Genomic DNA, 11,894 nt, shown 5'->3' with positions numbered 1-11,894 from the left:
CCAGAGGGGGAGGATCCACGCACCAGATGCTCCCCCTCTGGGGGAGCTGTCGCGGAGCGACTGAGGGGGTTTTCCGCCGCCCTATTCAAGGAGCCCTTCATTGACCGACGACCTCCTCATCGAAGGCCACGCCAGCCTGTTCTGGACCCGCGACCTCAACGACGACGTCGCCGCCGCCGGGGCCTTCGCCGCCAGCCTGGCCCGCACCGGTCCGGCCGGCGTGAAGATGCTGCACCAGCACGACGACGCCGAGCCCGTCGGCGTCTGGGACGAGATCGCCGAGGACGCCTCCGGCCTCTACGTCCGCGGCCGGATACTCCGCGCGACCCCACGAGGAAGGCTCGTCGCAGCCTTGGTCGAGGCCGGCGCCCTGGACGGCCTCTCCATCGGCTTCCGCGCCGTGAAGGCCCGCCCCGACGACACCGGCCGCCTGCGCGTGCTGACGGCTGTGGAGCTGTGGGAGGTGTCGATCGTGACCTTCCCGATGCTGCCGGGGGCGCGGCTCAAGCGCGTCGGCTGAACCGTCCAAGTTCCTCCCCCTGTGGGGGAGGCGGCCCGAATGGGCCGGTGGGGGGAGCAGACCCACCTCAGCCAACTCCCCCTCCGTCGGCTTCGCCGACACCTCCCCCACAGGGGGAGGACCTGTTCCCACGACTTCCCCAAAACCGGAGATCCCCATGAAGGAAACCAAACAGGCCGCGGCCTCGCCGGAGGCCCGCGCCGCCTTGCACGAGGTGCTGGCGGCGTTCGAGGGCTTCAAGGCCGCCAACGACCAGCGCCTCCAGGCGCTGGAGACCAAGCGCGCCGACGTCTTGCTGGAGGAGAAGGTCGCCCGCATCGACGACGCCGTCTCCAACGCCCAGGCGCGGCTCGACCGCGTGCTGAGCGACGCCCGGCGTCCCTCCATTGGCGGTGACGCGCCGCTGGCGCGACCCGACGAACGCAAGGCCGCCTTCGACCGCTACATCAAGACCGGCGAGACCCCCGCGCTCCTCCTCGAAGCCAAGGGCCTGTCGGAAGGCGTGGCCACGGCCGGCGGCTATGTCGCCCCGGCCGAGCTGGAGCGGCAGATCCTGCGCCGCCTGGCCGCGTCCTCGCCCATGCGCGACATCTGCCAGGTGCGCACCATCGGCGCCGGAACGTTCCGCAAGCCGGTCTCGACCGCCGGCCTGGCCGCCAGCTGGGTGGCCGAGACCGCCGTGCGGCCCGAGACGACCGCGCCCACCCTGGACGTGATCGACTTCCCGGCCGGCGAGCTCTACGCCAGCCCGGCCGCCACCCAGGCCCTGCTCGACGACGCCTATGTCGACATCGACGAGTGGCTGGCCGAGGAGGTGCAGGACGCCTTCGCCGCCCAGGAGACGGCCGCCTTCATCAGCGGCGACGGGGTGAACAAGCCCAAGGGCCTGCTGGCCTATACGGCGGCCGCCGACGCCTCGGCCACCTGGGGGCAGGTCGGCTATCTGGCCACCGGCGTGGCGGGCGCCTGGCCGGCGTCCAACCCGACCGACAAGCTGATCGACCTGATCTACGCGGCCAAGACCCAGTACCGCCAGAACGGCCGCTTCGTGATGAACCGCCGCACGGTCAGCGCCGTGCGCAAGTTCAAGGACGCCCAGGGCAACTACATCTGGAACGCGGCCCTGCAGCCGGGCCAGTCGGCCAGCTTGCTGGGCTATCCGGTCACCGAGATCGAGGCCATGCCCGACGCCGCGGCCAACGCCATGGCCATCGCGTTCGGCGACTTCGAGAAAGGCTACCTGATCGTCGACCGGGCCGGGGTGCGGGTCCTGCGCGACCCGTACTCCGCCAAGCCGCACGTGCTGTTCTACACCACCAAGCGGGTCGGCGGCGGGGTGCAGAACTTCGACGCGATCAAGCTGCTGCCCCCACAGGGGGAGGACTTCGCGATCGCGCCTCCCCCTGTGGGGGAGGGGGTCCGAAGGACCGGAGGGGGGAGTCTCTTCCTTTCAGGAAACATCCCACATGCCCCTCTCCACCACCCTGGCCGAGGCCAAGGGTTTCCTGCGCATGGCCGACGCCAGCGAGGACGCCCTGGTGACTCTGCTGATCGACGCCGCCGAGGCGCGCGTCGCCGCCGCCACGGGCCTGGCGCTCACCCTGGCCAGCCCCGCGCCGCTGCGGCTGGCCGTGCTGGTTCTGGTCGCCCACGCCTACGAGCATCGCGACGGGAGCGAACCGCCACCCGGCTTGGTCGAGGCCTGGCTGGCGCCCTATCGCGAGGCCCGGCTGTGAGCGCCCCCAATGGCCCCGAAGAGGCCGTCGCCGCCGCCCTTGTCGCCGCCCTGAAGGCCGCGCCCGCCGTCTCCGCCCTGGTCGCGGCCCGCGTCCACGCCGACGCCCCGCGCCATCCGGTCTATCCGTGCGTCAGCCTGGGCCGCCAGGAGAGCCGCCCGTTCGGGCCGGACGCGGACGGCCTGGAGCACCTGCTCACCGTCACCTGCGCCAGCAAGTTCGGCGGCCCCGAGGAGGCCCGCGCCGTCACCGCCGCCGTCCGCGCGGCCTTGCACAACGCGCCGCTCAGCGTGGCCGGCCGCCGGCTGGTCACCCTGCGCGTCACCTATGCCGACGTCTTCCGCGCCGCCGACCGCGAACTGTCGCTGGGCGTGCTGCGGGTGCGGGCGGTGACCGAAACCCTCTAGCGAAAGGACCCCCCCATGGCCGCCCAAGCCGGCAAAGACCTCCTTTTGAAGATCAGCGACGGCGCGCCGACGCCGGTCTTCACCACCGTGGCCGGCCTGCGGGCCCGCACGATCAGCCTGAACGCCCAGACCATCGACGCCACCGACGGCGACAGCGCCGGCCGCTGGCGCGAGCTGCTGGCCGGATCGGGCGTGCGCTCGGTCGCCGTCTCGGGCAGCGGCGTGTTCCGCGACGCGGCGTCCGACGCCGCGGTCCGCGACAGCTTCTTCGCCCAGACCGCCCGGGTCTGGCGCCTGGTGATCCCCGACTTCGTGCAGCTGGAGGGGCCGTTCCTGGTGGCGGCCCTGGAATACGCCGGCGACCACGACGGCGAGGCGGCGTTCGCCTTGTCCCTGGCCTCGGCCGGGGCGGTGACGTTCACGGCGATCTAGGATCTCACCCACTTGCCCCCACCTGGCGGCTGCGCCGCCTGTCCGCCCCCATAGGGGGCGGAGGACGCCCCTCTTCCCCCTGCGGGGGAAGACGACCGCGAAGCGGTCCGTAGGGGGCAAGTGTTCGCCGCACGGAGACACGCCGCATGCCCACCCCCAACCCCGCCCGAGGCGAGGTCGTCGTCCCCCTCGCCGGAACGCCGCGCCGCCTGTGCCTGACCCTGGGCGCCCTGGCCCGCATCGAAACCGCGCTGGGCCTGGACGACTGGAGCGCTCTGCCCGAGCGCTTCGGCCGGCTGTCGGCCGCCGAACTGCTTGCGGTCCTGGCCGCCCTGCTCGAAGGCGGCGGCGAGAATCCAGCGATCCTGGATGCTCAGCGAGTTGCGATCCCCGAGGCCGTCGCGGCCGTGGCCTCCGCCCTCGCGGCCTGCGCATGAACGCCCGCTGGCGCGCGGCCCTGCGCCTGGCGACCCTGGGCCTGGCCATCCCGCCCGAGGCGTTCTGGCGGCTATCCCTGACCGAATGGCGGGCCCTGACCGAGGTCTCCGCCGCGCCGGTCCTGAACCGCGCGGCGCTGGACGCCCTGATCGCCCGCTTCCCCGATGAGGAGATTCCATGAGCGACTTCGACTTTCCAAAGGGCTTGGGGGACGGCCTCGACGCCGYCCCCGCCCGCGCCACCGAGGCCGCCGCGGCCCTGGCCGCCCTGCGCGCGCCGGCCGAGCAGGCGGCCCGGGCCATCGACGAGGCCTTCGCCAAGGCCGGAACCGGCCTGGCCCGCTCGCTGGCCCACGCGGCCGCCGACGGCAAGGTCAGCCTGGCCGAGCTGGCGCGGGCGGTGATCGAGGCGGTCTCGGCGGGCTCCGGCGAAGGCGGGAGCGGCCTGGCCCAGGCCTTGGCCAACGCGGTCAGCTCGCGCTTCGCCGGCGCCAGGGCCGACGGCGGTCCGGTCTCGGCCGGCGGCGCCTATCTGGTCGGCGAACGCGGCCCCGAGCTGTTCCGCCCCGCCTCGGCCGGCGCGGTCGAGCCGCTGGCGGGCGGCGGGGTCAATGTCACGATCAACGTCCAGGGCGGCGACACGGCGGGCCTTGCGCGCTCGGACGCGCAGTTGGCCCAGGCCCTGGCGCGGGCGGTGAGCCTGGGAGCGCGGAGACTCTAACAACGAAGAACCCTCTCCCGATGGGGAGAGGGTTTCCGCGATCCTAGATGTTTTCTAGACCATCGCCGGCGTCAGCGGCGGTTGGCCGTAGCGGTTCTCGCCGGGCTGGCCTTCGGCGATCCCCACCCACAGGGTGAAGCCGATCATCGCCACGAAGGCCACGAAGATGCCGATCAGCAGGACGCCGACGCCCGCCAGGGCGACCATCTCGGGGTTGCCGTCGGTGATCGCGGCCAGGGCCGCGCCGACGCCGATCCAGAGCACCGAGCCGACCACCAGGGCCAGGCTCAGCGCGAACGGCGGAACCTGCCACCATCCGCTGCGGCCCATGTCGTGCAGGCGCTTGCTGCACAGGCACACCCAGGCGAACAGCGCGACCAGCCCCAGGGCGTGGCCGATCACCGGGATCCACCCGGCCACCACCTGGACGCCCAGCAACACCAGCCAACCGATCCAGAACGCCTGGCGGCCGATGCGGCCCTCGGCGGAGAAGAACAGCGATTTCCAGTCCATTTCCAGCTCCCAAATCCTGAAGCGAGATTAGGGGCGGCGGGCTCGCGGTTGAAGTGAATTGCAAGTCATGACGCGGGTTTAACCTGGGCGGCGCGGAACCCTGCTGCCTCGGGGAGCGGGTTCCACGCTCCGCGCGAGCCGATCCAGCCCAGGAGAATCGCCCATACCAGCGCGCTGGTCGCCATGTCGACGACAAGCGGCGTGATCAGCGCCATGCCGTCGTCGAACACGTCGTAGACCCACACCCCCATCAGCCCGTGGATCAACAGCAAGATCAGGCTGAAAGCGATCAGCGGACTGCGGCCCTGACCGGCATGGCGCGAGCGCTTCAGCACCAGGCATGTCGTGGCGTAGAGCCGGGCCGCGACGATTAGGAACGCCGCCCCCAAAGGGACATCAACCGCGACGGCGCGCTGGACGTGGCTGGCCGCGCCGCCGACCAGGAAGGCGTCGCCGACCACCGGGATCGCGGCCGGCGATCCCTCGACGCCTAGGCGCGCCAACCCCAGCCAGACCGCCAGGCCCAGGAGCGTCAGCTGCGCAAGGCCGCTCCAGAACGTGCGCCGATCGATGACACCGCGGGGATCGAACAGCAGGGACAACGCAGGCATCGAAGGGTTCCTCCGGGGTTTTAGGCCGAGCCAGACCAGGAAGACGGTCCAGAGCAACAGGTTGAAGATGACGTCGATCAGGGGCGGGAAGAGCGTGCCTATCTCCGAGGCCCACACCGCATAGGCCCACCGGCCCATCTGCTCGTGGAAGGCCAGGCTCGCGCCGCCGACGAAGATCAGCCCGACCGGGCCGTGTCCGGCGTCCTTCAGGCGCTTCAGGCACAGGCACGCCAACACGTAGAGGCGGGCGCCCATCAGCAGGATGGCGGGGACCAGCATGGGCGAGGGGTCCTTGTCGATGACCGCCTCGACGATCGTGGCGACCAGCAGCGACGTGCCCAGCAGCGGCGTCGCGGCCGCCGCCATGTCGCCGACGGGCCAGGACAGGGTCAGGGCCAGCACCCCGAGGGTCACCAGGACAACGGCGATGATCCCCGCCAGGGCCAGCAGCCCGTCGCCGAACGCCTTGCGTCCAATCACGCCGCGCGGGTCCAGCAACAGCTTCGCGAAATTCATGGTCGCCTCTCCGATGTGGCGAATATAAGTGAACATTCACTCACATGCAAGGAGCTACGCCATGACCGCGTTCCACGAGACGCGCCTGCCCGCGCGGCTGGCCTTCTGCTGCACCGGCGGGGTCGAGCGGCGGACCCAGGTGACGACCCTGGCCTCGGGTTTCGAGCGGCGGTCCAGCCCCTGGGCCCAGGGGCGGCGGCGCTACCTGATCGGCACGGCGACGCGGCCGCTGGACGACGCGGCCGAGCTGGTGGCGTTCTTCGAGGCCCGGCGCGGGCGGCTGCACGGCTTCCGGTTCCGCGACCCGGCCGACTGCCGGTCGTGCGCGCCGTCGGGAACCCCGGCCGCCACGGACCAGCCGATCGGGACGGGCGACGGCGTCCGCAAGACCTTCGCCCTGACCAAGACCTACGGGACCGGCCCGACGGCGGCGGTCCGGCCGATCGCCAAGCCGGTGGTCGGCACGGTCAAGGTGGCGGTGGCCGGGGTCGCCCTGGGGGCCGGGGCCTTCGCGGTCGACACGGCCACCGGCCTGGTCACCCTGACGACCGCCCCAGCGGCGGGGGCGGCGATCACCGCCGGCTTCGAGTTCGACGTGCCGGTGCGCTTCGACGGCGACCGCATCGACGTGACCCTGGAAAGCTTCAACGCCGCCCGGGTCGGGGCGGTGGCCCTGGTCGAGGTGCGGGTCTGATGCGCGCCGTTCCCGCTGAACTGGCCGAGCGCCTGGAGAGCGGCGCGGCCGGCCTCTGCCACGCCTGGATCCTGACCCGCGCCGACGATGTGGTGCTGGGCTTCACCGACCATGACCGCGACCTGGTGGTCGGGGGCGTGACCTGCCGGGCGGCCAGCGGCTGGACCGCCGGGGCGGCCGAGACGGCGGCCGGCTTCTCGCCGGGCCTGTCCACGGCGGTCGGCGGCTTCGACGACGCGGCGCTGTCGGAGGGGGACCTGGCGGCCGGGCTCTATGACGGGGCGCGGGTCGAGTGCCGGGTGGTCGACTGGTCGGCGCCGGGCCTGTCGGTGAGCCTGTGGACGGCCCGCGTCGCCTCGGCCAAGGCCGAGGGCGGGGCCTTCACCCTGGCCCTGGAGGGACCGCTGGCGGCGCTGGACCGCGTGGCGGGGCGGACGTTCGGCCGGTCTTGCGACGCGGCGTTCGGCGATGGGCGGTGCGGGGTGGATGTCGCGGCGTTTCCGGGGGCGGCTTGCGACAAGCGGTGGGTCACGTGCCGGGACGTGTTCGGCAACGGCCTGAACTTCCAGGGTTTCCCGACGGCGCCGGGCGAGGACTTCCTGACGCTGTATCCCAGTGATGGGGAGCGCAATGACGGCGGGCGGCGGTAGCTCACCCACTTGCCCCCACCTGGCGACGGCGTCGCCTGTCGCGGCGAGGGGGCGGAGGCTCGCACCCGCGCCGGCGGCGGCGCCTCTTCCCCCTGTGGGGGAAGACGATCGCGAAGCGATCCGTAGGGGGCAAGTGTTAGCCGCCGAAACGCCGACAAGCACGGCCGCCCTCCGAGAAGCCCGCCTCTGGCTCGGCACCCCCTACCAGCACCAGGCCTCCCTGCGCGGCGTCGGCTGCGACTGCCTGGGCCTGGTGCGCGGCGTCTGGCGCGCCCTGCACGGCCCCGAACCCGAAACCCCGCCGCCCTATCGCCCCGACTGGGCCGAGCTGGGCGGCCGCGAGCTGCTGCGCGAGGCGCTCGAGCGCCGGCTGATCCCGCTGGACCGCACCGCCGCCCGTCCGGGCGACGTGCTGCTGTTCCGCATGGCGCCCGGCGTCCCGGCCAAGCACTGCGCCATCGCCTCGGCCGACGACCGGATGATCCACGCCTACTGGGGTCGGGCCTGCGTCGAGAGCTGGCTGGGCCGCTGGTGGCGCGAGCGGCTGGCGGGGGCCTTTCGCTTTCCTGACACCCTCTCCCAGCGGGAGAGGGCGGGGCCCGCCGCGTAGCGGTGGGAGGGAGAGGGACTACGCCCTCACCGATTTCACGCAAGCGCCCTGCCGGCTCTCCGTCGGACTCACCACCCCCTCACCCTCCCATGCTCGCGCATGGGCCCCTCCCTCTCCCCATGGGAGAGGGTTTCCGGACGCTCAGGACTTCATCATGGCCCAGGTCATCCTCTCCGCCGTCGGCTCGGCCCTGGCCGGCCCCATCGGCGGGGCGATCGGTTTCAGCATCGGCCAGGCGATCGACAACGCCGTGATCAACGGCCTGGCGCCGGACCGTCACGTCGGGCCGCGCATCCCGATGCTGAGGCTGTCGGGCGCGGCCGAGGGCGCGCCGATGGCGGCGGTGTTCGGCCGGGCCCGCGTGGCCGGCCAGGTGATCTGGGCGGCGCGGTTCAAGGAGCGCTGGGTCGACGTCCAGGGTGGTGGAGGCGGGAAGGGGCCGCGCACCACCAGCGCCGCCTACAGCCTGTCGTTCGCCGTCGCCGTCTGCGAAGGCCCGATCGACGGGATCGGCCGGGTCTGGGCCGACGGCAAGCCGATGGACATGGCCGGGGTGGTCATGCGCGTCCACACCGGGGTCGAGGACCAGGCGCCCGATCCGCTGATCGCCGCTGTCGAGGGCGAGGCCCCGGCCTACCGCGGCACGGCCTATGTGGTGTTCGAGGACCTGCCGCTGGGGATGTATGGAAACCGGCCGCCGCAGCTGTCGTTCGAGGTCTTCCATCGGCCGCGCGCCGTTGACGCGCCGCCTGGACTGGAGGAGCGCCTTAAGGGCGTCTGCCTGATCCCTGGGGCGGGCGAGTTCGTCTACGCCACCGACATCGTCCTGCGCCGAGACGGCCTGACCCGGACCACGGCCGAGACCCTGAACAACACCGAGGGCCGCCCCGACCTGGTGGTGTCGCTGGACCAGATGCAGGCCCAGTTGCCGAACGTCGAGGAGGTGACCCTGGTGGTCGCCTGGTTCGGCGACGACCTGCGCTGCGGATCGTGCGCGATCCGTCCCAAGGTGGAGGCGGCGGCCAAGGCGACGATCCCGTTCGACTGGCGGGTCAACGGCGTTGAGCGCGCCGACGCGGCCGTGGTCTCGCCCAATACTTCTCTTGGGGGCGGCGGCGGTCCCGCCTATGGCGGCACGCCCGCCGACCGGGCCGTGCTGCAGGCCATCGCCGAGCTGAAGCGGCGCGGGCTGCGGGTGACGCTCTATCCGTTCGTGCTGATGGACGTGCCGGCGGGCAATGCGCTGCCCGACCCGTACGGCGGCGCGGCCCAGGGCGCCTATCCGTGGCGCGGCCGGATCACCTGCCATCCCGCCGCCGGTCGCCCGGGCTCGCCCGACAAGACCGCCGCCGCGACCGCCCAGGTCTCGGCCTTCTTCGGCGCGGCGACGGCGGGACAGTTCGGGGCGGCGGACGGCCTGCCGACCTATGGCGGTCCGGCCGGGGACTGGGGCCTGCGGCGCATGCTGCTGCACTACGCCAAGCTGGCCCAGCTGGCGGGCGGGGTGGACGGCTTCATCCTGGGCTCGGAGCTGCGCGGCCTGACCACGGTGCGAGACGGGGCCTCGTCCTACCCCGCCGTGACCGCGCTGAAGAGCTTGGCCGGCCAGGTGCGCACCCTGTTGGGACCCACGACCAAGCTCGGCTATGCGGCGGATTGGAGCGAGTATTTCGGCCACCAGCCGGGCGACGGCTCCGGCGACGTCCACTTCCACCTCGACCCGCTGTGGAGCGACGCCAACATCGATTTCGTCGGGATCGACTTCTATCCGCCGATGGCCGACTGGCGCGACGGGGACGACCACCTGGACGCGCAGCAGGGCGGGCCGCACGACGTGAACTACCTGCGCGCCAATCTGACCGGCGGCGAGGGCTTCGACTGGTTCTACGCCTCCGACGCGGCGCGCACGGCCCAGACCCGCACCCCGATCACCGACGGCGCCTATGCCGAGCCCTGGGTCTATCGCGCCAAGGACCTGCAGGCCTGGTGGAGCCGGCAGCACTTCGATCGGCCGGGCGGCGTGCGGGCCGGGACGCCGACCGCCTGGGTCCCGAAATCCAAGCCGCTGCGGCTGGTCGAGTTCGGCTGCGGCGCGGTCGACAAGGGCGCCAACGCCCCGAACCTGTTCGTCGACGCCAAGAGCGCCGAGAGCGCCCTGCCGCCGTTCTCGGACGGAACGCGCGACGAGGTCGGCCAGCGACGGGCGCTGGAGGCGATGCTGGCCCACGTGGCCGACCCGGCGACCAACCCGGTCTCGTCGGTCTATGGCGGGCCGATGATCGACGGCGCCACGGCCTGGTGCTGGGACGCCCGGCCCTTTCCCGACTTTCCGGCCCGCAGCGCGGTCTGGGCCGACGGACCGAACTGGACCCTTGGCCACTGGCTGAACGGCCGCTCCGGGATCGCGCCGTTGCCCGAACTGGTCGCCGCCCTGGCGCAGCGGGCGGGCGTGGCGATCGACCCAGGCGAAGCCGGCGGCTTGATCGTCGGCTATGTGATCGACCGGCCGATGCGCCTGCGAGACGCCCTGGCGCCGCTGCTGGAGGCCTTCGCCCTGGATTCCGTCGAGCGCGGCGACGGCGTCGTGCTGGCCGGCCGCTCGGGCGTGGCGGCCGTCACGCTGGATGACGACGACCTGGCCTGGCCGGAGGACCGCGACGCCGCGATCGCCGCCGCCCGCACCCTGACCGCCCCGGTCCAGGCCCTGCGCCTGCGCTTCATCGACGCCGCCCGCGACTACCAGACCGGCGCGGTGATCGTTCGGCGGGACACGGGGGAGGGCGGCGCCGATCTGGACGCGCCGCTGGTCCTGGCCGCCGCCGACGCCCGCGCCGTGGCCGAGCGCCTGCTGGCCGCCGCCGATCCGCGCGAGGTCACCGCCCACCTGTCGCCCCTGGCCGCCCTGCGGCTCGAGCCCGGCGACCGGGTGGAGCTGCCCAGCACGATTGGGAATGGCGCGACCTGGCGGGTGACGCGGATCGATCTGGACGAGCATCCCCGCGCCCAGCTGGCGCCGGTGGTCGATCCGGTGCGGGTGGGCGGCGACCTGGACTGGTCGCCCGCCCCGCCGCGCGAGGTCTCCGGCCCGCCTGTGCTGCACGTGCTGGACCTGCCAGGCCAGGCGGACGAGCGACCGCTGGTGGCGGTCGCCGCTTCGCCCTGGCGGCCGTTCGACATCCACGCCGGCGTCGGCCAAGAGGCCTTGCGCGTGCGTGCGACCGCCGGCGTGCCCGCCACGGTCGGAGTCGCCCTGTCGGACTTGCCGGCCGGACCGCTGCACCGCTTCGACCACGCCACGCGCCTGACCGTCCGGCTGGAGGGGACGAGCCCGATCAGCCGTGACCGTTCCGCCGTCCTGGCCGGGGCCAACGCCATCGCCGTGCAAGGCGCGGGCGGCGAGTGGGAGCTCGTCCAGTTCCTGACCGCCGAGCCGGTCGCCGAAGACGTCTGGACCCTGTCGGGCCTGCTGCGCGGCCAGGCCGGCAGCGACCCGGCCATGGCGGCCCTGACCTCGGCGGGCGCGGCGGTGGTGATGCTGGACCAGGCCCTGGTCCGCGCCGACCTGACTCCCGCCGAGCGCGGCCTGCCGCTGGTCTGGCGCGCCGCCCCGGCCGGCGGTCCGGCCTCGGGGCCGTCGATGAGCGAGACGGTCGAGACCTGGCGCGGCCTGTCGGCCCGGCCCTGGTCGCCCGCCCACCTGCGCGTGCGGACCCAAGGCGGCGACGCCGTCGTCACCTGGATCCGCCGCGCTCGCCTGGCCGGCGACGGCTGGGACGCCGAGGTCCCGCTGGGCGAGGAGCGCGAGGTCTATCGCGTCGAGATCCTGGACGGCGAGACCGTGATCCGCGCGGCCGAAACCACGACGTCGACCTTCACCTACGCCGCCGCCCAGCGCGCCGCCGATTTCCCCGCTGGACCCGCCGGGGCCCTGGCTGTCAGGATCGCCCAGGGCTCGGCCTTGTTCGGCTGGGGCGCTGCATCGCGAACCTTGCTGTGATATTAATGCAACATAACGCTTGCGCGCCGCGCCGAACGGCCTAATTGAGG

The 11,894-nt window shown here is 73.1% G+C and carries 13 protein-coding genes and 1 pseudogene; 12 read left to right on the top strand and 2 right to left on the bottom strand.

The genetic code is table 11. From position 1 onward, the window contains the following. The first annotated feature begins 100 nt into the window (after positions 1 to 100). The 8 genes and pseudogenes from AC1DYP_RS21130 to AC1DYP_RS21095 all read left to right on the top strand — a co-directional run bounded on the left by AC1DYP_RS21130 (position 101) and on the right by AC1DYP_RS21095 (position 4,253). Positions 101 to 520 (top strand): HK97 family phage prohead protease, encoded by a 420-nt coding sequence (locus AC1DYP_RS21130; protein ID WP_477047986.1) that lies wholly within the window; start codon positions 101 to 103, stop codon positions 518 to 520. Between the two features lie 157 nt (positions 521 to 677). Further along, positions 678 to 1,886: pseudogene (locus tag AC1DYP_RS21125) on the top strand (phage major capsid protein); the annotation flags it as partial. Positions 1,887 to 1,986: 100 nt separating this feature from the next. After that, a complete protein-coding gene (locus tag AC1DYP_RS21120) occupies positions 1,987 to 2,256 on the top strand; it encodes a head-tail connector protein (RefSeq protein WP_477047989.1) in 270 nt (89 codons plus the stop codon). Next, positions 2,253 to 2,663: a DUF3168 domain-containing protein gene (locus tag AC1DYP_RS21115; protein ID WP_477047988.1), complete on the top strand. Its 411-nt coding sequence runs from the start codon at positions 2,253 to 2,255 to the stop codon at positions 2,661 to 2,663. Before AC1DYP_RS21120 ends, AC1DYP_RS21115 begins: the two co-directional genes overlap by 4 nt. Before the next feature lie 15 nt (positions 2,664 to 2,678). Continuing rightward, a complete protein-coding gene (locus AC1DYP_RS21110) occupies positions 2,679 to 3,095 on the top strand; it encodes a phage major tail protein, TP901-1 family (RefSeq protein WP_477031855.1) in 417 nt (138 codons plus the stop codon). 146 nt (positions 3,096 to 3,241) lie between these two features. Further along, a complete protein-coding gene (locus AC1DYP_RS21105; RefSeq protein WP_477047985.1) occupies positions 3,242 to 3,532 on the top strand; it encodes a GTA-gp10 family protein in 291 nt (96 codons plus the stop codon). Next, entirely contained in the window at positions 3,529 to 3,714 is a 186-nt protein-coding gene (locus tag AC1DYP_RS21100) for a phage tail assembly chaperone (RefSeq protein WP_477047984.1), read from the top strand. Before AC1DYP_RS21105 ends, AC1DYP_RS21100 begins: the two co-directional genes overlap by 4 nt. Continuing rightward, a complete protein-coding gene (locus AC1DYP_RS21095) occupies positions 3,711 to 4,253 on the top strand; it encodes a phage tail tape measure protein (protein WP_477047983.1) in 543 nt (180 codons plus the stop codon). Before AC1DYP_RS21100 ends, AC1DYP_RS21095 begins: the two co-directional genes overlap by 4 nt. Positions 4,254 to 4,307: 54 nt before the next feature. On the opposite strand, the gene AC1DYP_RS21090 is transcribed toward AC1DYP_RS21095, so the two are convergent. Then, the gene (locus AC1DYP_RS21090; protein WP_477047982.1) at positions 4,308 to 4,766 is read right to left on the bottom strand and encodes a DUF805 domain-containing protein; all 459 of its coding nucleotides are present in this window, start codon (positions 4,764 to 4,766) and stop codon (positions 4,308 to 4,310) included. Between the two features lie 65 nt (positions 4,767 to 4,831). Beyond that, positions 4,832 to 5,893 carry a hypothetical protein gene (locus tag AC1DYP_RS21085; protein ID WP_477047981.1) on the bottom strand — a complete coding sequence of 354 codons (1,062 nt, stop codon included), beginning with the start codon at positions 5,891 to 5,893 and terminating at the stop codon, positions 4,832 to 4,834. Positions 5,894 to 5,954: 61 nt separating this feature from the next. Between AC1DYP_RS21085 and AC1DYP_RS21080 the strand changes: the two genes are divergently transcribed. From AC1DYP_RS21080 to AC1DYP_RS21065, 4 genes are all read left to right on the top strand, one after another. Beyond that, the gene (locus AC1DYP_RS21080; RefSeq protein ID WP_477047980.1) at positions 5,955 to 6,587 is read left to right on the top strand and encodes a phage distal tail protein, Rcc01695 family; all 633 of its coding nucleotides are present in this window, start codon (positions 5,955 to 5,957) and stop codon (positions 6,585 to 6,587) included. After that, entirely contained in the window at positions 6,587 to 7,237 is a 651-nt protein-coding gene (locus AC1DYP_RS21075) for a baseplate hub domain-containing protein (protein ID WP_477047979.1), read from the top strand. Before AC1DYP_RS21080 ends, AC1DYP_RS21075 begins: the two co-directional genes overlap by 1 nt. Before the next feature lie 133 nt (positions 7,238 to 7,370). After that, a complete protein-coding gene (locus tag AC1DYP_RS21070; protein ID WP_477047978.1) occupies positions 7,371 to 7,847 on the top strand; it encodes an NlpC/P60 family protein in 477 nt (158 codons plus the stop codon). Between the two features lie 154 nt (positions 7,848 to 8,001). After that, positions 8,002 to 11,844 (top strand): baseplate multidomain protein megatron, encoded by a 3,843-nt coding sequence (locus tag AC1DYP_RS21065; protein WP_477047977.1) that lies wholly within the window; start codon positions 8,002 to 8,004, stop codon positions 11,842 to 11,844. The last annotated feature ends 50 nt before the right edge of the window (positions 11,845 to 11,894 follow it).

The sequence above is a fragment of the Caulobacter sp. P1_D6 genome, from assembly GCF_056406095.1.
This window is presented reverse-complemented; position numbering and strand designations above follow the sequence as displayed.